This window comes from Streptomyces sp. NPDC048295 (assembly GCF_040652135.1).
Classification (GTDB): domain Bacteria; phylum Actinomycetota; class Actinomycetes; order Streptomycetales; family Streptomycetaceae; genus Streptomyces.
Window position 1 is genome coordinate 424,925 of record NZ_JBEZLL010000001.1, and the last position, 20,821, is coordinate 445,745.

Consider the following 20,821-nt stretch of genomic DNA (forward strand, 5'->3'; position numbering starts at 1 on the left):
TGTCAGGTCAGGGTAGATCCATGGAGGTTACGGACAGGGGAATGCCGTGGGTCAGCCGGTGAGCCAGGAGCGGAGCCGTTCCTCGCAGTGGGTGATCCGCTCGACCACCACGTGCTCGTCGCGCTTGTGGGCGAACAGCGGGTCGCCCGGTCCGTAGTTCACCGCGGGCACGCCGAGGGAGCCGAAGCGGGAGACGTCCGTCCAGCCGAACTTGGGCCGGGCGGTGCCGCCCACCGCCGCCATGAACGCCTTGGCGGCCGGGTGGGAGAGGCCGGGCATGGCCGCGCCCGAGTGGTCGTCGACGACGAATTCGGCGACGCCGCAGTCCGCGAAGACCTCGTGGACGTGGGCCAGCGCCTCCTCGGCGGTCCGATCGGGCGCGTACCGGAAATTGACCACGACGGTGCAGGCGTCCGGGATGACGTTGTTGGCGACGCCGCCCTCGATCCGTACCGCGTTCAGGCCCTCGCGGTATTCGAGGCCGTCGATGACCGGGCGGCGCGGTTCGTACGCGGCGAGGCGGGCCAGGATCGGGGCGGCGGCGTGGATCGCGTTGGACCCCATCCAGCCGCGCGCGGAGTGGGACCGCTCCCCCTCGGTACGGAGGAAGACCCGCAGGGTGCCCTGGCAGCCGCCCTCGACCTCGGCGTCGGAGCCCTCCAGCAGGACCGCGAAGTCACCCGTCAGCCAGTCGGGGTGGGCGTCGGCGATGTGGCCGAGCCCGTTGAGGTGCGCGGCGACCTCTTCGTTGTCGTAGAAGACGAAGGTCAGGTCGCGGTTGGGCTCGGGCACGGTCGCGGCGATCCTCAGCTGGACGGCGACGCCCGACTTCATGTCGGAGCTGCCGCAGCCCCACAGCACCCCGTTCCCGTCGAGCCGGGACGGCACGTTGTCGGCGATCGGGACGGTGTCGATGTGCCCGGCGAGCACCACCCGCTCGGCGCGGCCCAGGTTCGTCCGGGCCACGACATTGTTGCCGTGCCGGTCGACGGTCAGGTGCGGGAGGGGCCGCAGGGCCGCCTCGATCGCGTCCGCGAGGTCCTTCTCCTGACCGCTGACCGACGGGAAGTCGACGAGCCATGCGGTGAGCGCCGGACCGTCCAGAGTGAGGTCAAGTGTGGTTTCGGGCATGGCACCGACCCTAATTGACAGGGCCCTCGGCCCCGGACGGGTACTCCAGTACGGTGGGCGCGTGCCCCGGACCGCCTCCCCCGCCCGCCGACACACCGTCCGCAGCCGCCTCCTGCGAATCGCTGTCGCCCTTGTCGTGCTCGCCGTACTCGGCGGTTATCTGACCGTTCAGTACATAACCGGCAGCAAAATCATCGACGGATGCGTCGTCGAGTCGGCCGACGGTTCGGACGGCGAGAGCCGTACGTACCGGATGAGCCCGGAGCAGGCCGTCAACGCCGCGACGATCTCCGCGGTCGGCACCTCGCGCGGGATGCCGGAGCGGGCTGTGACGATCGCGCTGGCGACCGCGCTGCAGGAGTCCGGGCTGCGCAACATCGAGCACGGCGACCGCGATTCGCTGGGGCTGTTCCAGCAGCGTCCCTCGCAGGGCTGGGGCACCGAGAAGCAGATCCTGGACCCGGTCTACTCCGCCGGGGAGTTCTACCGGCATCTGGCCGAGGTCCCCGGCTACTCGCGGCTGCCGCTGACGGTCGCCGCGCAGCGGGTCCAGCGCAGCGGTTTCCCGCAGGCCTACGCGAAGCACGAGCCGGACGCGGCCCTGCTGGCGGCGGCGCTGACCGGTCGTACGCCCGCCTCGCTGAACTGCGCGCCGCCGCGGGCGACCGCGGCGGGCCCCGACCCGGCGAAGGTGCGGGCGGAGCTGGTGCGCGCCTTCGGCAAGGGCGTGCTGCCCGCGGCGAAGACCGCGCCGGGGGACGGCGGGCCGGCGGCCGGTCCGGCGTCGACGGGCACCGTCTCGGTGCCGGTGCCCGCGGCCCGGGCGGCCGGGGACGACGGCGCGGCCCGGCGCGGCTGGGAGCTCGCGCACTGGGCGGTCGCGCAGTCCGAGGCGCTCCGGCTGGCGGAGGTCTCGTACGCGGGCCGGGTCTGGGAGGCCGGGTCGGGCTGGCGGACGGAGCGCAAGGATTCGGGCACCACCGACGTCCGGATCCGGCTCGCGCACTAGTTCACCCGATCGCCCGCAGGTGTCGTCCGGCCCGTTTCGAGCGCCCCCTCGCGCGCCCCCTTCCCGTGGCCGCCTCCAGGTACCCCAATTCCCTTATATGTAAAGGGAAGTGACGGTTCATCAACCGTTGCTGGAATGCTGCGTTTGCCCGGGTTCCTCCATTGCAGATCATGTGACGCATTACCGACTCTTTACCTCGGCCCACCGCAACCTCCCCTGCCCTTTCGACGGTTGTCATTGCGTCCGATCAACGGACAGACCTATTCCTCGTCCCGTCGAAGGAGCATCATGTCCCTCCCCCTGACCCGCCGGATCGCCCGTGCCGCGCTGCTGATCGCCGCGGGTGCGGCCCCCGTGGTCGGTGCGGCCGGAGCCGCGGGTGCCGCCGAGCTCCCGCAGGCCCCGGAGCTCGGCGGTCTGACCCACGTCGACGGTGCCGGTCTCGGCAAGACGGTCGACAGCGCGTCCCAGCAGGGCACCAAGGCGGCGGGCGAGACCGGCGGCAAGATCGTCGGCACGACCCTCCCGGCCGCGGGCAGGACCGTCGGCAAGGCCGGCGCCGAGACCGCCCCCACCGTGCAGAAGGCCGCGGGCGGCGCCGCCGGCAGCGCGGGCGAGGTCCTCGGCGACACCGCCGGCGCCGCGACCCGGGGCGGCCTGCCGACCCAGGGCCTGCCCACCAAGGGCCTGCCGCTCGGCTGACCCGGCCCCTCCGGCCGGCACCACCACATACGCGCGGGGCCCAGGGAGTGCGCACTCCCTGGGCCCCGCGCGTATGCCGTCGTTCTCAGGACAGCCGCTTGACCGCCGCCGCCACCCGCTCGTCCGTCGCCGTGAACGCCACCCGTACGAAGCGGTCCCCGGCCGGTCCGTAGAAGTCGCCCGGCGCCACCAGGATGCCCAGCTCCGCCAGGTGCGCCACGGTCTCCCAGCACGGCTCGTCGCGCGTGGCCCACAGGTAGAGGCTCGCCTCGCTGTGCTCGATGCGGAAGCCGTGCGCCTCCAGCGCGGTGCGCAGGGCCGCGCGCCGCTCCGCGTACCGGGCCCGCTGCTCGGCGACGTGCTCGTCGTCGCCGAGCGCCGCGACCGTCGCCGCCTGGACCGGGGCGGGCGTCATCATGCCGCCGTGCTTGCGGATCAGCAGCAGCTCGCTCAGCACCGCCGGGTCGCCCGCGATGAACGCCGCGCGGTATCCGGCCAGGTTGGAGCGCTTGGAGAGCGAGTGGACGGCGACGATGCCCTCGTACGTACCGCCGCAGACGTCCGGGTGCAGCACGGAGACCGGTTCGGCCTCCCAGCCCAGCTCCAGGTAGCACTCGTCGCTGAAGACCAGCACGCCGTGCTCGCGGGCCCAGGCCACGATCCGGGTCAGCTCGTCCTTGGCCAGGACGCGGCCGGTCGGGTTGGACGGCGAGTTGAGCCAGAGCAGCTTCAGTCCGGCCGGGTCCAGCTCGGTCGGGTCGTCGTAGACGACGGGCTCGGCGCCGCAGAGCCGGGCACCCACCTCGTAGGTCGGGTAGGCGAGCCGCGGGTACGCCACCTTGTCGCCCGCGCCGAGTCCCAGCTGGGTCGGCAGCCAGGCCACCAGCTCCTTGGAGCCGACGACCGGCAGTACGTGTCCGTGCGTCACCCCGACCGCGCCGAGCCGCCGCTCCACCCACCCGGCGATCGCGTCACGCAGTTCGGTGGTCCCCCACACCGTCGGATAGCCGGGGCTGTCCGACGCGGCGACGAGCGCCCGCCGGATCAGCTCGGGCACCGGGTCGACGGGGGTACCGACGGACAGGTCCACGATGCCGTCCGGGTGGGCCTCGGCCGTCGACTTGTAGGGCGCGAGCTTGTCCCAGGGGAAGACCGGGAGACGGGAGGAGACTGCGGACACGGATCTCTGCTTTCTCGTACGGGGGTCACGCGGGACACGCACGGGGTCGTGAGGGGTCTCGGACCGCTCGTCACCCGGGTGCGAAAACGCCTCGGCCCCGCACGGTGACGAGCCGTACGGGACCGGGGCTGCGCACGTGCTGGCCGCGGACTACTGGTTCTGCGGCGGCAGCGCGGCGATGAAGGCGTGGTCGCGCTCGATCAGGCCCAGCTTGGAGGCACCACCGGGCGACCCGAGGTCGTCGAAGAACTCGACGTTCGCCTTGTAGTAGTCCTTCCACTCCTCCGGGGTGTCGTCCTCGTAGAAGATGGCCTCGACCGGGCACACCGGCTCACAGGCTCCGCAGTCGACGCATTCGTCCGGGTGGATGTACAAGGACCGCTGGCCCTCGTAGATGCAGTCGACGGGGCACTCTTCGATGCAGGCCTTGTCCTTTACGTCGACACAAGGCTGCGCGATGACGTAGGTCACGCTGTCGTTCCTCCTCGGTAGGGCGTTGGCTCTCGCGCGGGAGCGCGGCGTCGTCGATGCCCGCCCCTAGTATCTCCGTTCCGGGGCACGAACCGAACAGGAGGGGCGTACAGAGCTGTGGAATTCACCATCGGCGGACAGCTCAGGGTCCGAATCACACCGGCTGACGTGGGCAAACGGGTATCAGTCCGGCGTGTGTGCGAGACGGCCCCACAAGGAGCGACGTTTGCCGACACGGTCGGGGTTCTCACATCGTGGGACGACGGTGTGCTCTCGATCACACCGAAGAGCGGGGAATCCGTCCGTATCCCGGAATCGGTTCTCGTGGCGGGCAAGGTGGTGCCCGCGGCTCCGGCCCGGCGGCGCGGTCCGGCGGCCTCCTTCGAAGAGCTCGCGCCCGTCTGTGCCCGCGCCTGGCAGCCGGTGGAGAGCGAACCGCTGGGCGACTGGCGGCTGCGCGCGGCGCGGGGGTTCACCCGGCGCGCCAACTCCGTGCTGCCGCTCGGCGATCCGGGTGTCCCGCTCGACGAGGCGCTCGGGCACGTCCGGCGGTGGTACGGGGAGCGGGACCTGCCCGCGTACATCCAGACCGCGACCGGCGCCGAGGGCACCCAGGAGCTGCTCTGCGCGGAGCTGGAGGAACGCGGCTGGCACCGCGAGGTGACGGCTCAGGTGCGCACCGCCCGGCTCGCCCCGATCGGCGATCTGGACGCGGACGTGTCCCGGGTGCGGCTGGGCCGGGACCTCGACGAGAAGTGGCTCTCCCGCTACCAGCGCTTCGAGACCCCCGGCCCGCATGTCCTGGCGGTGCTGCGCGGCGGCCCCTCGGTGTGGTTCGCCTCGGTGGCCGGCGACAGCGAGGACGCGGCGCCCGCCGCGATCGGGCGGTGCGTGGTGGACGGGCGGTGGGCCGGCTTCATGGCCGTCGAGGTCGACCCCGCGCACCGGCGCCGGGGGCTCGCCTCCGCCGTGATGGCCGCGCTCGCCCGCAAGGCCCTGGAGGAGGGTGCGTCGGCCGCGTGGCTCCAGGTGGAGACGGACAACGAGGGGGCGCGGGCGCTGTACGAGGGCATGGGGTTCGCGGTCCATCACCTGTACCACCACTTCCGGTCGGCGTGACGGGACGGACGGCCCGATGAACCCTGACTCCGCCGAGCACCCGGACCGGGACGAGCTGTACCGGCGGTTCGCCGAGGAGGCGCGCGCCGAGCGGCCGGACCTCGCGCTGCTCTGTCTGCTGGTGGGCGCGGTGGCCGATCCGGCGCTGGACGCGCACGGGATCGACGCGGCGCAGATCGGGCTGGACGAGCTGGCGGGCCGGCTTCCGTACGGGATCCGGGGCGGCCGGGCCTGGGCCTCGGCGCTGGCCGAACTGCTGGGTGAGCGGTGCGGCTTCGCGGGCTCGTCGGCGGACTACCAGCGGCTGGAGTCCTCGCTGCTGCACGAGGTGCTGCGCAGGCGGCGCGGGCTGCCGATCCTGCTGTCCGTGGTGTGGATCGAGGTCGCGCGGCGGGCTGGCGCCCCGGTGTACGGGGTGGCGCTGCCCGGCCATTTCGTCGTCGGCTTCGGCGATCCGGCCGAGCGCGTGCTGGCCGACCCCTTCGACGGGGGCCGGCCGATGACCGGGCAGGACGCCGAGCTGCTGGTGGCCGGGGCCACCGGGGAGCCGCTGGAGGAATCGATGCTGGCTCCCGCGCGGCCGCTGGAGACCGTGCTGCGGATCCTGAACAACATCAGGGCGTGGGCGGCGACCCGCCCCGAGCACACCGATGTGGCGCTGTGGGCGGTGGACCTGTCGCTGCTGCTCCCCTCGCACCCCGCCAGGCTCCGTTACGAGCGCGCGCAGCTGCTCGTCCAGAGCGGGCAGTTCCTGCGTGGGGCGGCGGAGATGGAGGAGTACGCGGACGTGGTCGACCGGGTCGAGCCCGCGGCGGCGGAGGCGATCCGGCACCGGGCCCGGGCGGCCCGGTCGCTGCTGAACTGAGCACCGCGCCCGGGGTCACCGCCCGTCCCCGCCCGAGGCGATCCTGCGCACCGTACGCAGCAGGTACTCCTTGCGGTTGAGCGGATCGCGGTCGGTGCGCGGCCGGTCCGGGGGCGTACCGACGACCGCGCGGTAGCTGTCGAAGTCGGACTCCAGGACCCCCTCGCCGCGCGTCAGGGCCGGCAGCTGCTGCTGGAGCTCGTGGACGCGGGCCGCCGGGATCCCGCCCTCCAGCACACAGGCGGAACCTTGCACGGCCGGAGTACCCGGCACGGCACCCAGGCGGGCGAGTACGGGCAGGAGCGGGCCGAGCAGGTCCGCGGGGAATTCCAGGCGGAAGCGGTGGATCGGCTCGTGCACCGTGGTGCCGGCCCTCTTGAGCGCGCTCATCAGGACCAGCGGGGTCAGATTGCGGAAGTCGCCCGCGGTGCTCGACATGCTCTTGTCGAAAACGGCGTGGGAATGGCTCTGACGGGGCCAGTAGCCGGAATGCGTCATGGTGACCACGCAGTCGGTGACCTGCCAGCCGTGAATTCCCTGCCGCAGGGTTTCCGGCACGGTCTCCTCCACCGCCCGCATCAGGGAGAAGGGCATCGATCCGAGCTCCACCTCCAGGCGGTAGGTGATGCCGCTGCCGACCGGGGCGGGGTCGACCCTGAGGCCGATGGTCGCCAGAAAGGGATTCCCGTTCTGGTCGATGATCTCGTACGCCGCTCCGCTGCCGTTCGGCCGTTCCAGGCAAATGGTCGTGGTCTCGCGGAAGGAGACACCGATTCCGAATTCATCGGCCAGCGTCGCCTGGATGACCTCCTTCTGCACTTCGCCGTAGAGCGAGACGGAGACCTCCTTGCGGACGTCGTCCTGACGCAGGTTGATCAGTGGGTCCTGCTCCGCGAGTTGCGCGAGCGCGAAGTGCAGCTCGCCCCGGCTCGCCGGAGCGCGGGGCACCACGACCGATTCCAGCGTCGGCGGAGCGAACGACCGGTCCGGTGCGGCCCGGTCCGGTTCGCCGACCGGATCACCGACCCGGATGCCGTCGAGCCCCCGGAGCTTCGCGATCCGGCCCGCGCGGACCTCCGCCCCGCGCACGGCCGAGCCTTGGTCGAAGACGCTGATCCCGGTCACCTTGCCCTCGGCACGCCCGTCGCCCCGGCCGAACGGCAGCCGGTCGCGGACGCGCAGCGTGCCCGAGAACATCCGGACGTACGCCGTCTTCTCGCCGCCCGGTCCGCGCTCCACCTTGAAGACCGTGCCCGAGACCGGCCCGCCGGGATCGCCCCCGCTCGCGGGCAGCAGCTCCCGGACCCCGCCGATCAGGGCGTCCACCCCGGCCCCGGTGATCGCCGAACCGAAGTACACCGGATGCACCAGCGCCCGACCGGTCTGCGCCGCCAGCTCCTCACGCAGCCTGCCGTACGGGAGCGGCGCGGCGTTCTCGACGTAAGCGTCCAGAAGGGCGTCGTCGTGATCGGCGAGCAGTTCGGTCAGCCGGTCCGTGAAGCCGGCGTCGGCGCCGGTGTACGCCGTGCAGCGGGCGTCCCGGCCGCCCGGCCGGTGGACCCGGCCCATGGCGACCACGGCCGGGGTCAGCTTCTCGGCGATGCTCCGCAGCACGGCCTCGCCCCCCGCGCCGCCGCGGTCGACCTTGTTCACGAAGATGACCGTCGGAATGCGCAGGCGCCGCAGTGTCCGCATCAGGACGCGGGTCTGCGCCTGTACGCCCTCCACCGCGGAAACGACCAGCACCGCGCCGTCGAGCACACTCAGCACCCGCTCCACCTCGGCGATGAAATCCGGGTGACCGGGGGTGTCGATCAGATTGACGGTGGTGTCGTCGACGGCGAACGAGACGACGGCGGACTTGATCGTGATACCGCGCTGCCGTTCGAGCGCCAGGGAATCGGTCTGGGTGCTGCCGTCGTCGACGCTGCCGATCTCGTCGATGACACCGGCGGTGTGGAGCAGCCGCTCGGTCAGGCTCGTCTTACCGGCGTCGACATGCGCCAGGATTCCCAGATTCAGCGTGTGCACGAAACTCCATGTCCTCAAGATCGGTGGCAATTCCCGCCTGAATGAACATGAGAGTTCCTCGCATGACCCGCTCCTTTGTCGGTCGACTTCAGCGGGGATTACAGCAGAGCGGCACACCCCCCGACAACCGATTTAGCGGCGCCGGATCACACACACCGCCGGCCCTGGTCCCGGGGCATCCGCGCGCGGAATCCGGCAGGCCGCCGGGATCGCCCCACTCGACCGGCGCACTGCGCGACCCTCGCCAACTCACCTTGCCGTAGCGTCAGTTCGGCGGAACCGAGAAACCGTCACCAAGTGCATGAGGACCACCCGGCTGCGCGAAGGAGGGCGGCAAACGGGTGGGGTCGCACCGCCCAAACCTCACACGTCGCCGCGTGCAGTCCAACGGGTGATTATCGGCCCCACTCCACCCGAAGAGCCCACGGCGTAGCTCCAATGCTGCACTCCCCGATGGCGCGGATCCGTATTCCGGCTGACGGTGGATCACGTCGCCACTGCGCCACATTGAGTCGACACCCAGTCACTCTTCGCAGTTGCGGCGGAAGGAATGTGTTCAGATGCGCTCTGCCCGCACACTGTTCGCTTCGGCCGCTGTCACAGCGGTCCTCGCCATCACCGGCCCGTCCGCCTACGCCATGGTCACGTCGGGCGACTCGGGCCACGACAACGGTTACTCGTCCTCGCACGGCGACGACAACGGAAGGTCCGACCGCGGTGGAGACCGCGGCGGAGACGAAGGCGGTCGTGGCGGCGACCGCGGCGGCGACGAAGGCGGCCGCGGCGGAGACCGTGGCGGAGACCGCGGTGGCCGCGGCGACCACGGCCGCCCGTACGGCGGCGTCCACGCCGGCGGCGGATTCATGGCGGCTGTGATCGCCGGCGACGAAGGCGGCCGCGGTGGGGACCGTGGCGGCGACGAGGGCGGCCGTGGCGGCGACCGTGGCGGCCGTGGCGGCGACGAGGGCGGCCGCGGCGGAGACCGCGGTGGCGACGAAGGCGGCCGCGGTGGCTACGGCGACCGTGGCGACGACCGCGGCGGCGACCGGCCCCGTGGCGGTGTCCACACCGGCGGCGGATTCATGGCGGCCGTGATCACCAGCGACGAGGGCGGCCGCGGTGGAGACCGTGGTGGCGACGAAGGCGGCCGTGGCGGCGACGAAGGCGGCCGCGGTGGTGACCGTGGCGGCAACGAAGGCGGCCGCGGCGGCGACCGTGGTGGCGACGAAGGCGGCCGTGGCGGCGACCGTGGCGGCCGCGGCGGCGACGAAGGCGGCCGTGGTGGAGACTGCGGCGGCCGCGGCGGAGACTGCGGCCGCCCGAACGGCGGCGTCCACGCCGGCGGCGGGTTCATGGCCTCCGTGGTCACCAGCGACGAGGGCGGCCGAGGCGGCGACGAAGGCGGCCGTGGCGGAGACGAAGGCGGCCGTGGCGGAGACGAGGGCGGCCGCGGCGGAGACCGTGGCGGCGACGAGGGCGGCCGTGGCGGCGACCGCGGTGGCGACGAGGGCGGCCGAGGCGGCTACGGCGACCGTGGCGGCGACCGGCCCCGTGGTGGCGTGCACGCCGGCGGTGGCGGCATGGCGATGACCGGTGGCGGTCTGGCCGCCGGCTCGGCCCTGCTGCTGGGCGGCGTCGGCGTCGGCGCGTACAAGCTGCGCCGCCGCCAGTCGTCGGGTGACGCGATGGCCTGACCGGGCCAGATCCAGCCGGTCGTCACGTTGTCGCGGCCGCTGCCCCTCGGGGCGGCGGCCGCGGCGACTGCTTTTCTCCCCTGGTAAACCCCGGATAAGCCCCGGACCGGCTCCCTCTGCTCCTCCTCTCAACACCGCACGACCGAAAGGCACGTTCCCATGGCCGCCCCGCAGTCGACCGGCTCCACCCCCACCCGGACTGCCCCCCGAACCACACTGGGCCGCGCCCTGATGTGGCCCGCCGTGACAGCCGGGCTCGGCATGGTTCTCATCTACAACTCCTTCGGCACCGCGGTCGACGACAAAGCGCCGCCCGCGCCCGCCGCCGTCTCGTCCGCCGCCCCCGAGGTCCTCGGCTCCCATGCCGCCCCCGCCCCCGTCACCTCGTCGAAGGCCACCGTCGGCCCGTCGATGGCCCGTTCCGTCCCGCAGCGGCTGCGGATCCCGGCCATCGGCGTCAACGCGCCGTTCACCGATCTGTCCCTCGGCCCCACCGGCCAGTTGAACCCGCCGCCGCCCAACGACACCAACCTGGTCGGCTGGTACAAGGACGGCGTGACCCCCGGCGAACGCGGCGCCGCGATCGTGGCCGGCCACGTCGACACGAGGACCGGTCCGGCCGTCTTCCTCCAGCTCCAGTACCTCAAGCCCGGCGCCGAGGTCGACATCACCCGTGCGGACGGCTCGGTCGCCACGTTCAAGGTCGACTCCGTCGAGCAGTTCAGCAAGGCGAGGTTCCCGGACGACCGGGTCTACGCCGAGACCAACTCCGCCCAGTTGCGCCTGATCACCTGCGGAGGCCCGTACAACAAGACCGCGAAGGACTACGAGGACAACGTGGTGGCCTTCGCGCATCTCGACTCCTTCAAGAACGGCTGAGCACCGGCACTCGTCGACGGTGCGGCACAACCATCCGCCGGGTCGCGAGGTCGTACGGGGCAGTACGGAAGCTGATTCCGTACTGCCCCGACCGACATCCCGAGCACCGGAGTTGATCGACGTGCCCGTCCTCTCCCAACGCCGCCGGCTGGCGATCGCGACCGGAATCGCCCTGGTCGCCGGAGCCGTGGCCGCCCCGGCCGGCCACGCCGCCGCGCCGTCGTCCGCCCCGGCGGCGCAGCCGTCCGCGGCGGCGAACGCGCCGAGCGGCAAGCGGCTGCACGACGACTTCAACGGCGACGGCTACCCGGATGTGGCCGTGGGCGCACCCATGGCCGCCCTCGGCGACCCGGAAGGCGGCGCGGGTGCCGTGAGCGTCCTCTTCGGCGGCCCCGGCGGCCTGTCCTCCGCCCACAAGCAGGTGCTGACCTGGCCGGACCGCCCGGGCATCAACAACCCGAACGACGCCCGTTACGGCACGGGCCTGCGCAGCGCCGACCTGGACCGTGACGGTTACGCGGATCTCGTCAGCCGCCTCTGGGCGTACAGAAGCGACGGCGACAAGGGCACGGTGCTGGCCGTCAACTGGGGCGGCCCGTCCGGCCTTTCGAAGAACGCCACGCTCCTGCGGCCCGTCCCCGGCGACCAGGTCGACGGCACCGGCGACCTGGACGTGGGCGACGTGGACGGTGACGGCATCGCCGACATCGCGGTGGGCGACGTACGGCGCGGCGGCCACGTCCTGCACGGCCCGGTCGACCGCACCGGCAAATGGAGCAGGGTCAGCTCCTTCACGGTCGACGGCACGGCGGTCCTCGACACCTCGGAGATGGCCGTGGGTGATGTGACCGGCGACGGGGTGGGCGATCTGGTGATCCTCGGCTTCGGCCCGGACGACCCGTGGCAGCAGCACACGTATCTGCTGAAGGGCAGCCGTACCGGTTTCGCCGCCCCCGTCGAGATCAAGGACGCGGACGGCGCCGGCGTCGGCGGCACCGCCGTGGGCATCGCCGACCTGGACAAGGACGGCCACGGGGACATCGTGATCGGTCGCGGCGACGAGTGGTCGGGGCAGGACACCCCCGTGAAGAAGGGCGGCGCGCTCTTCATCTCGTACGGCGGCCCCGGGGGGCAGAGCACCACCCGCAAGCCCGTCTGGATCAACCAGGACACCGAGGGTGTCTCGGGCACGGCCGAGTTCCACGACCGGATGGGCTACAGCCTGGCGCTGGGCGACACGGACGGCGACGGCTACCCCGACATCGCCACGGGCCTGCCGAACGAGAAGATCAAGGGCATCGCCGACGCGGGCCGGGTCCTGGTGTTCAAGGGCGGCCCGAAGGGCGTGAGCGGTGCGGGCTCCAAGGAGTTCGGGCAGTACACGGCCGGGGTTCCGGGGGTCGCCGAGGCGGGCGACCAGTTCGGCCAGGCCCTCGCGCTGGGCGACTACGACGGCAAGGGCCGTACGGAGATGGTGGTCGGCGCCCCGTCGGAGAACAACAGCAGGGGCGCCCTGTGGATCTTCGGTACGGACGCCACGGGCGTCATCGCCAAGGGTTCCGTCTCGTTCGGCGCGGCCACGATCGGCGCCCCGACCGGCCCGTCCCGCTTCAGCGAGACACTGACCGGCTGACGGACCGACGGGCTGACCGGCTGACGTCCCGGCGGACCGACGACGGCACGGAAGGGGGGAAGCCGGCCGGATCTACGGGTCCAGCCGGCTTCCCCCACCCCGCTCGGGGGCGGCAGGTACGAAGCCGGCCGCTCCTCGTCGGTGACCGGCCCGGCATCACCCTCCGAATCGAGAACTCCACCGAACTGACCACAGAACGGGTCAATTGCCTTTCCACTGACGTCGATTGTTGCGCCCAGGCCGATCCGGCGCGACCGTCCGTGCACACCTCTTGACGCTCCCCGCGCGACGGCGGAACCATCGGAGCCTGTCGGGAGAGCGCTCTCAGAGCGCTCTCGGAGCACTCTCCCGGCAGTTCGTCGTGCACTCGGACCACGACCCAGGAGAAGTGTTCTCATGCATGCTCCCCCCACAACACCCCCACGCCGCCGGAGCCGGATTCCCGGATTCGCCGCGCTCGCCGCCGCGTTGCTCGCTTCCGTGCTCATCGCCCCGACCGCGTCCGGACAGGACGCGCGGGAGATCGCCGGCGGTGGCGACCTCGGCCCCCAGGTCATGGTCTTCGACCCCTCGACACCCGACATCCAGGGCAAGGTCGACGCGGTCTTCGCGCAGCAGGAGTCGGCACAGTTCGGTGACGGCCGCTATGCGCTGTTCTTCAAGCCGGGCACCTACGACAACATCAATGCGCAGATCGGTTTCTACACCTCGATCGCCGGGCTGGGCCTGAACCCGGACGACACCACGTTCAACGGCGACGTGACGGTCGACGCCGGGTGGTTCAACGGGAACGCCACCCAGAACTTCTGGCGGTCGGCGGAGAACCTGGCGCTCAACCCGGTGAACGGCACGGACCGCTGGGCGGTCTCGCAGGCCGCGCCGTTCCGCCGGATGCACGTCCGGGGCGGGCTGAACCTCGCGCCCGACGGCTACGGCTGGGCCAGTGGCGGGTACATCGCCGACAGCAGGATCGACGGCCAGGTCGGACCGTACTCGCAGCAGCAGTGGTACACCCGGGACAGTTCGGTCGGCGGCTGGAACAACGGCGTCTGGAACATGACGTTCTCCGGCGTCGAGGGCGCACCCGCGCAGAGCTTCCCGGAGCCTCCGTACACCACGCTCGAAACCACTCCCGTCTCGCGCGAGAAGCCGTTCCTCTACCTAGACGGGGACGCGTACAAGGTGTTCGTGCCCGCCAAGCGCACCCAGGCGCGCGGCACTTCATGGGGCAACGGCACACCGCAGGGCGATTCGATACCACTGGACCGGTTCTACGTGGTGAAGCCGGGCGCGACCGCGGAGACGATCAACGCGGCGGTGGAGCAGGGTCTGCACCTGCTGTTCACGCCCGGCATCTACCACGTGGACCGGACGATCGACATCGACCGCGCCGACACCGTGGTACTCGGTCTGGGTCTCGCGACGATCGTCCCGGACAACGGGGTCACGGCCATCCGGGTCGGTGACGTGGACGGCGTGAAGCTCGCCGGGCTGCTCGTCGACGCCGGACCCGTCAACTCGGACACACTGATCGAGGTCGGCCCGAAGGACGCGTCCACCAGCCACGCGGACAACCCGACATCGCTCCAGGACGTGTTCGTGCGGGTCGGGGGCGCGGGAGCCGGCAAGGCCACCACCGGCATGGTGATCAACAGCAACGACACGATCATCGACCACACCTGGCTCTGGCGCGCCGACCACGGCGAGGGCGTCGGCTGGGAGACCAACCGGTCCGACCACGGCCTCCAGGTCAACGGTGACAACGTCCTGGCGACCGGCCTGTTCGTCGAGCACTTCAACAAGTACGACGTGCGGTGGTCCGGCGAGAACGGCCGGACGATCTTCTTCCAGAACGAGAAGGCGTACGACGCCCCCGACCAGGCAGCCGTCCAGAACGGTGACATCAAGGGATTCGCGGCCTACCGGGTCGACGACTCGGTGAACCGTCACGAGGGCTGGGGTCTGGGCAGCTACTGCTACTTCAACGTGGACCCGACGATCCGTCAGGACCACGGATTCCAGGCACCGGTGAAGCCCGGCGTGAAGTTCCACGACCTGCTCGTGGTCTCGCTCGGCGGCAAGGGGCAGTACGAGCACGTCATCAACGACACGGGTTCACCCACGTCGGGGACGGACACCGTTCCCTCGAAGGTGGTGTCGTTCCCGTAGCACCGGGATGCGGGCCGTCCCGCCGCGACGCGTGCCCGGGGCTCCGTGGGGCACGGACGGCGGGCGGCTCCTCCTCGGCCCATGGGTGTCGGCACCAGGTTTTCCCGTCGGCGCCGCGTCCGACCACCGCCCGGTCATCTGCTCCAGTACACCCGGCCCGGCGAATTCCCCGCCCGGGCCCGGCCCGATCCCGGCGGAGTGCGCTACAGCCAGCCCTTCTCGCGGGCGATGCGGACCGCCTCCGCGCGATTGCGGGCGGCCAGTTTCTGGATGGCCATGGAGAGATAGTTGCGGACCGTTCCCTGGGAGAGGTGGAGGGCCGTCGCGATCTCCGCGTTGGTGGAGCCGTCCGCCGCCGTACGCAGTACGTCGCGTTCGCGCTCGGTCAGGGGGCTGGCACCGTCGGCCAGGGCCGCTGCCGCAAGGGTGGGGTCGATGACGCGTTCGCCGGCGAGCACCTTCCGGACCGCCTCCGCGAGTTGGGCGGCCGGGGCGTCCTTCACCAGGAAGGCGGCGGCGCCCGATTCCATGGCCCGGCGCAGGTAGCCGGGGCGGCCGAAGGTGGTGACGACGACGACCTTCACGGCCGGGAGCTCGCGCTGCAGGACCGCCGCCGCCTCGATGCCCGTCATGCCCGGCATCTCGATGTCCAGGAGCGCCACGTCGATGTCGTGCTCGCGGGCTGCGGCCAGCACCTCGTCGCCGCGGGCGACCTGGGCCACCACCTCGATGTCGGGCTCCAGGCCGAGAAGTGCCGCGAGGGCCTCGCGCACCATGGACTGGTCCTCGGCGAGGAGGAGTCTGATCATGCTCATTCCGTGGATCCTAGGCCGGAATCGAGCGGAACGGTCAGGGCCAGGGTGAAGCCTTTGCCGGAGCCGGAGCCGGGGCTGCCCGTCGAGGTGATCAGCGTGCCGCCGACGGTGGCGAGGCGTTCACCCATGCCGGTGAGGCCGTTGCCCGGCTTCGTGCCCGAGGGGCCGACGCCGTCGTCGGAGACGGTGAGTTCGAGGACCCTGCCGTCCAGGGTCTGGCGCGGGGCGAGGGTGACCGTGCAGTGGCGGGCCCCGCTGTGGCGTACGACGTTGGTGACGGCCTCCCGCAGCGCCCAGGCGAGCACCTCCTCCGGCTTTCCGGGGAGGTCGTCGGGGGACTCGGCAGGGACGTCGGCGGTGATGCCCGCGGCGGCGAGTGCGGTGCGGGCCCCCGCGAGTTCGCCGGGGAGGGTCGGGCGGCGGTAGCCGGTGACCGCTCCGCGTACGTCGATCAGCGCCTGGCGGCTGACCTGCTCGATGTCCGCGACCTGGGCGGCGGCCTGTTCCGGGTGGTCGGGGAGCATCCGGCCGGCCAGCTCGCTCTTGAGCGTGATCAGGGAGAGCGAGTGGCCGAGCAGATCGTGCAGATCGCGGGCGAGCCTGAGCCGTTCCTCGTTGGCGGCGAGCTGGGCGACGGTGGCGCGGGCCTCGCGCAGCTCGATCGTCGTACGGATCAGCTGCCTCACCCCCGTCATCGAGAACCCGCCCAGCAGTGCGGGAAAGGCCAGGGCGGTGATGACCTCGCGGGGGTGGCCGCCGGCCAGGCCCATGAGGACCATGCCCCCTGTGACGGCGGGGATCAGCCAACGGGCCGTCCGCAGCGGCAGGGTGGCGCCGACGGAGACCGCGACGTACACGAAGAGGACCAGCCACGGGGTGCCGAGCGTCAGGGTGAGGACGACGGACAGGGCGCCGAGGAAGGCGATCGCGGAGTGCACGAGAGGGCTGTCCAGCGGCTTGGACGTGTGGCGGACGACCAGGACCAGATAGGCCCCGACGAAGGTCACCAGGCCGAGCGCGCCGAGCGCCGTCGCCCACGGGGTGTGGTTGCCCCCGGTCAGATCCGTGACCGGGGCGCCCATGAACGCGAGCCAGATACCGATCCAGAGCAGCTTGATCCAGACCTGCTTGCGGTTCGTGGGCGGGCGCCCGACGCCCACGGACGTCTCGTCGTCGTTCACGCCTTCAGGGTGTCCTTCCGGTAGAGCCAGGCCGCGCCGCCCGCGAAGACCAGGAAGTACGCGCAGAGGATGGCGACGTCCTTGGCGTGCGGCGAACCGCCCATCTCGATCGCCTGGCCGAGAGAAGCGTACGCGTGCGTGGGAAGCCACTCGGAAATGTTCTGGAGCCACTGCGGGAAGGTCGCGCTGGGCATCCACAGGCCGCCGAGAATGGAGAGCCCGAAGTAGATGATCATGGTGAGCGGGCGGACCGCGTCGCCGCTGGCCAGGTAGCCGATGGCGACCCCGAGCGCGGCGAAGACCAGCGAACCGGCCCAGATGACCCCGGCCAGCGCGAACCACTGCCAGGTCTCCACCCGTACGTGCTTGACGGCGGCGGCGACCAGGAAGACCACCACGATGCAGGGCAGGGTGACCATCGCCGCGCTGGCGATCTTCGCCAGGACGTAGCCGCGGCCGGGGAGCGCGGTGAGCCGCAGCTGGCGGACCCAGCCCTTCTCGCGCTCCTTGGCGATGCGTTCGCTGTTGCCCATGAGGACGGCGGTCAGCGCGCCGAAGGAAGCCATCGAGACCATGAAGAAGGCCTGGAAGGTCAGATCGGTGTGCGGGATCCGGTCGGAGGTGTTCTGGGTGTTGGAGATCAGCAGGTAGATCACCGACGGATAGATGATCGAGAAGAACATGAACTTCTTGTTCCGCAGGGTGCGGGTCACTTCGAGCCTGATGAGAGTCTTCATGCGGTCCTGGCCTCCTCGGCCTTGGTGATGGCGACGAAGGCCTGTTCCAGGCCGAGTCCCGCGACTTCGAGTTCACGCGGGAAGAGGCCGAGTCCGTAGACGGCGTGGACCGTCGCATCGGCGTCGTGCGACTGGATCCGGACCCGGTTGCCGGCGATGTCGAGCGTGGCGAGGAACGGCAGGCCGCGCAGGGCCGCCTCGTCGACCGGGCCCTCCAGCCGGAAGGAGATCCGGCGGGCTCCCGCCTTCGCCTTGATCTCGGCGGCGGTGCCGTCGGCGAGCAGCCGGCCCTTGTGGAGGACGAGGACGCGGTCGGCGATGGCGTCGGCCTCTTCGAGGTAGTGGGTGGCGAACAGGACGGTACGGCCCCGCTCGGCCTGCTCGCGCATGGTGGCCCAGAAGGCCTGGCGGGCGGTGACGTCCATGCCGGTGGTCGGTTCGTCGAGGACGATCAGGTCGTTGGCGCCCGCGGTGGCCAGCGCGAAGCGGACGCGCTGCTCCTGGCCGCCGGAGAGCTTGTTGACCATCCGGTCGGCGATCTGCGCGACACCGGCGCGGGAGAGCACCTCCGTCACCGGGTAGGGCCTGGGGTGCAGATCGCAGGCGAGGCCGACCAGTTCCTTGACCGTGACGTCCTCCATCAGGCCGCCGGTCTGGAGCATCGCGCCGACGCGGCCCGCGGCGATGGCGTCCTGCGGGGTGGTGCCGAAGACCTGGACCGTGCCGGAGTCGGCGGTGCGCAGGCCCAGCAGCAGATCCAGGGTGGAGGACTTCCCGGCACCGTTGGGGCCGAGGAGCGCCACCGTCTCGCCGGGGTGCAGGTCGAGGGTGAGCCCGTCGACGGCGCGTACCGCTCCGTATGCCTTGCTGACCTGTTCGAAGCGGACCGCGGCGGTCTTCGCCCCGGTGGCCTCGGCGGCTGTCGTTGTCATGCGTCAAGCGTGACGGAGGGCGGGGTGCTCGCGGCAGGGCCGGGAATCGTGGAAACGGGATGACAGATGTCATGCCCGGCCTATGACTCCGCTGCGGGGCGGTGTCCGGAAACGGCGCCGCTCCCGGCCGGGATGCGGCCGGGAGCGGTGCTGTGCTGTGCTGTGCTGTGCGGCTGTGGTCAGCCGTTGCCGTCGAGGCCGATGGTGGCGGTCCGCTGGGCCGGGGTCTTCCCGAGCAGTGCGCTCTGCATGGCCTGCGCCACGTCGTCCGCGCTGAGCTGGTGCTTCTTTCCGTCGCCCTTGGTGATCATGATGCCGTCGAAGACTCCGTCGCAGAGGGTCTCGATGGCCTTCTTGTCGTAGTGCTCGACCAGCCGGCCGTTGACCGGCACCATCGAGAGGATCTGCGGCAGCGACCTGGCGGGGCCGAACTGGATCTGCTTGGTGCCCGCCTTGATGGTGACCAGACCGGACATCGCGGGCTTCGCGAACTCCTTCATCGCCCGGTCCAGTTCGGCCTGGCCGATGGTGGGTTCGCGGGTGGTGACGGGCAGCTCGACGACCTTCGTCCGGCCGGTCTGCACCTGGGCGCGGTACGCGTCGCGCACCGAGGACATCGACTGGTCGACGTCCAGCGCCTTGCCCGACTTCCCGGGTACGGCGACGGCCTTGCCCGGCTCGAACTTGATCGTGCCGTCGTTGGCCGAGCCGGAGACACCGGCCAGGTCCGTCAGCGCGACGCCGAGCTTCTCCTTGTCGACCGGGATCACCGGGTCGACCGCGCGCTTGCCGCCGAACAGGGAGCCGATGACGGAGACCGGGTTGTAGTCGCTGCCCGCCGCCGAGCGGACGGTCTCCTGGCTGTCCAGGACGAGCCCTGCCTTGTCCGGCGCGAGCTCGGTCTTCTTGCCGTCCACGGACAGCTGGAGCGGGGTCACGGCGCGCTTGCCGAGGGCGGCGTCCAGCTTGGTGACGCCCTCCTCCTTCGTGCCGCCGCCGATGTCGACGCCGAGGACGGTGGTGCCCTTGGGGACGTCGGAGTGGTTCATCAGCAGCCCGGCGCCGTAGGCGACACCGAGCAGCCCGACGACACCGACGCCGAGCAGGACCAGCTTGGAGCGGCCCTGCTTCTTCGCGGGGGCGGGAGCGGACGCGGAGGCCGGTTCGGGGCGCGGGGCCGACGCGGCGGCGGGGCCGCCGGGTCCCGCCGGTCCGGTGCCCATCGGGTCGCCCGGGACACGGGAGGCCTGATCGGGTCGCCCGCCCGGGGGCGTGCCCGGGAACAGGGACGGCGGCCGGTTGTCCGACGGGACGACGGGGATGCCGCTGGTGAGCGTGTCACCGGAGACGTTGCCGCCGGGCGCCGGGCCCGCGAACTGCGGTGTCAGCACCGCCGTGTCGTCGGACATCCGCGGCGGGCCACCAGGGGCACCGGAACCCTGCGGGCCCGCGGGACCGCCCGGGCCGGAACCCAGCGGGCCGGAACCCGTCCCGCCCGGTCCGCCGAGGTTCGGCGTCAGGGACGAGGTGCCGGTGGCCGGGCCCGTGGTGGGTCCGGAGGGGCCGGGCGTACGCACTCCGAGGTTCGGCGTGGGACGCGAGCCACCGGCGGCCGGGCCGCCGAAGTCGTCGGGGCGGGGTGCGTCCTGGTCGCCCGTGCGCTGCGGACCGTCCGAGAAGTACGGCAGATCGGGGCGGGGCGCGGCGGGCGCGGCACCCCTGATGCCCTCGGCTCCGCCGGCCGTGCCGCCACCGGCGACCGAGGTGCTCGTGGGGGCCTTGCGCGGGGCGAACCAGTCGCCGCCGCTCCTCTCCCTGGCCGGCTTCTCGGCGGCCGGGTCCGCGGACTCGGTCCGGGCCTCGGCGGACGGTGCGCCGTCCGGGCCGGACGGCGCACCGTCCGTCGCGGGCGAACCGGGGCGCGGGATGCTGCCCGTGCGCTCGGCATCCGCGTTGTCAGTGTCGCCCACGGGCGTACGCATGACGACGGGCGGGATGGGGCGCGAGCCCGGAATGTTGATCCGGATGCGCGTGGTCAGCGTCGTCTCGGTCCTCGGCTCCTCGGGCCGGGACGGATCCGCAGGCTCCGGGGCCCCCTCCGGGGCATCGTGCGAAGGGTGCAGCGACGGATACTGGCGGGATCCGTACGGCGGCGTCCCCGAGGGGTACGCGGCTCCTCCGCGCCCCTGGGGCCCGGAGGACGAACTGTCAGTTTCACGACTCAAAGCAGGTTCTCCCGATTGGCTCCGCCGCCCGTACTTCCCCCACGCCAC

General features: G+C 71.9%; 17 protein-coding genes. 7 read left to right on the forward strand and 10 right to left on the reverse strand.

The features are described 5' to 3' along the window. Window positions 1-51 precede the first annotated feature (51 nt). Entirely contained in the window at window positions 52-1,131 is a 1,080-nt protein-coding gene (gene dapE / locus AB0D53_RS01875; RefSeq protein WP_362438488.1) for a succinyl-diaminopimelate desuccinylase, read from the reverse strand. A gap of 61 nt (window positions 1,132-1,192) precedes the next feature. Between dapE and AB0D53_RS01880 the strand changes: the two genes are divergently transcribed. Together AB0D53_RS01880 and AB0D53_RS01885 are read left to right on the forward strand one after the other, a co-directional pair. Continuing rightward, complete coding sequence (locus AB0D53_RS01880) at window positions 1,193-2,140, forward strand: hypothetical protein (protein WP_362438491.1); 948 nt, start codon at window positions 1,193-1,195, stop codon at window positions 2,138-2,140. A gap of 288 nt (window positions 2,141-2,428) precedes the next feature. Then, entirely contained in the window at window positions 2,429-2,842 is a 414-nt protein-coding gene (locus tag AB0D53_RS01885) for an ATP-binding protein (protein ID WP_362438494.1), read from the forward strand. An 85-nt stretch (window positions 2,843-2,927) separates the two neighbouring features. Here AB0D53_RS01885 and AB0D53_RS01890 read toward each other — a convergent pair whose 3' ends face one another. Continuing rightward, the gene (locus tag AB0D53_RS01890) at window positions 2,928-4,022 is read right to left on the reverse strand and encodes a bifunctional succinyldiaminopimelate transaminase/glutamate-prephenate aminotransferase (RefSeq protein WP_362438497.1); all 1,095 of its coding nucleotides are present in this window, start codon (window positions 4,020-4,022) and stop codon (window positions 2,928-2,930) included. Window positions 4,023-4,172: 150 nt separating this feature from the next. Beyond that, entirely contained in the window at window positions 4,173-4,493 is a 321-nt protein-coding gene (fdxA, locus tag AB0D53_RS01895; RefSeq protein WP_018956287.1) for a ferredoxin, read from the reverse strand. A 117-nt stretch (window positions 4,494-4,610) separates the two neighbouring features. Here fdxA and AB0D53_RS01900 point away from each other — a divergent pair, with 117 nt between their 5' ends. Together AB0D53_RS01900 and AB0D53_RS01905 are read left to right on the forward strand one after the other, a co-directional pair. Continuing rightward, window positions 4,611-5,612, forward strand: a complete 1,002-nt coding sequence (locus tag AB0D53_RS01900; RefSeq protein WP_362438500.1) for a GNAT family N-acetyltransferase — start codon at window positions 4,611-4,613, stop codon at window positions 5,610-5,612. Window positions 5,613-5,628: 16 nt separating this feature from the next. Next, window positions 5,629-6,477: a transglutaminase-like domain-containing protein gene (locus tag AB0D53_RS01905; protein WP_362438503.1), complete on the forward strand. Its 849-nt coding sequence runs from the start codon at window positions 5,629-5,631 to the stop codon at window positions 6,475-6,477. 15 nt (window positions 6,478-6,492) lie between these two features. Here the strand turns inward: AB0D53_RS01905 and AB0D53_RS01910 are convergent, their stop codons facing one another. Then, complete coding sequence (locus AB0D53_RS01910; protein WP_362438506.1) at window positions 6,493-8,508, reverse strand: translation factor GTPase family protein; 2,016 nt, start codon at window positions 8,506-8,508, stop codon at window positions 6,493-6,495. Between the two features lie 395 nt (window positions 8,509-8,903). After that, a complete protein-coding gene (locus AB0D53_RS01915; RefSeq protein WP_362438509.1) occupies window positions 8,904-10,073 on the reverse strand; it encodes a hypothetical protein in 1,170 nt (389 codons plus the stop codon). A 288-nt stretch (window positions 10,074-10,361) separates the two neighbouring features. Between AB0D53_RS01915 and AB0D53_RS01920 the strand changes: the two genes are divergently transcribed. From AB0D53_RS01920 to AB0D53_RS01930, 3 genes are all read left to right on the forward strand, one after another. Continuing rightward, window positions 10,362-11,081: a class F sortase gene (locus tag AB0D53_RS01920; protein WP_362438512.1), complete on the forward strand. Its 720-nt coding sequence runs from the start codon at window positions 10,362-10,364 to the stop codon at window positions 11,079-11,081. Window positions 11,082-11,202: 121 nt separating this feature from the next. Then, window positions 11,203-12,714 (forward strand): VCBS repeat-containing protein, encoded by a 1,512-nt coding sequence (locus tag AB0D53_RS01925; RefSeq protein ID WP_362438515.1) that lies wholly within the window; start codon window positions 11,203-11,205, stop codon window positions 12,712-12,714. A gap of 396 nt (window positions 12,715-13,110) precedes the next feature. Beyond that, entirely contained in the window at window positions 13,111-14,883 is a 1,773-nt protein-coding gene (locus tag AB0D53_RS01930; RefSeq protein WP_362438518.1) for a coagulation factor 5/8 type domain-containing protein, read from the forward strand. Window positions 14,884-15,086: 203 nt separating this feature from the next. Here the strand turns inward: AB0D53_RS01930 and AB0D53_RS01935 are convergent, their stop codons facing one another. The 5 genes from AB0D53_RS01935 to AB0D53_RS01955 all read right to left on the reverse strand — a co-directional run bounded on the left by AB0D53_RS01935 (window position 15,087) and on the right by AB0D53_RS01955 (window position 20,773). Continuing rightward, window positions 15,087-15,698, reverse strand: a complete 612-nt coding sequence (locus AB0D53_RS01935; RefSeq protein ID WP_362438521.1) for a response regulator transcription factor — start codon at window positions 15,696-15,698, stop codon at window positions 15,087-15,089. Further along, window positions 15,695-16,879: a sensor histidine kinase gene (locus AB0D53_RS01940; protein ID WP_362438524.1), complete on the reverse strand. Its 1,185-nt coding sequence runs from the start codon at window positions 16,877-16,879 to the stop codon at window positions 15,695-15,697. Before AB0D53_RS01940 ends, AB0D53_RS01935 begins: the two co-directional genes overlap by 4 nt. Continuing rightward, the gene (locus AB0D53_RS01945; protein WP_329818045.1) at window positions 16,876-17,616 is read right to left on the reverse strand and encodes an ABC transporter permease; all 741 of its coding nucleotides are present in this window, start codon (window positions 17,614-17,616) and stop codon (window positions 16,876-16,878) included. Before AB0D53_RS01945 ends, AB0D53_RS01940 begins: the two co-directional genes overlap by 4 nt. Continuing rightward, on the reverse strand, window positions 17,613-18,548 hold the full coding sequence (locus tag AB0D53_RS01950; protein WP_362438529.1) for an ABC transporter ATP-binding protein: 936 nt from the start codon (window positions 18,546-18,548) through the stop codon (window positions 17,613-17,615). Before AB0D53_RS01950 ends, AB0D53_RS01945 begins: the two co-directional genes overlap by 4 nt. A gap of 179 nt (window positions 18,549-18,727) precedes the next feature. After that, window positions 18,728-20,773 carry a hypothetical protein gene (locus AB0D53_RS01955; RefSeq protein ID WP_362438532.1) on the reverse strand — a complete coding sequence of 682 codons (2,046 nt, stop codon included), beginning with the start codon at window positions 20,771-20,773 and terminating at the stop codon, window positions 18,728-18,730. Window positions 20,774-20,821: the final 48 nt, after the last annotated feature.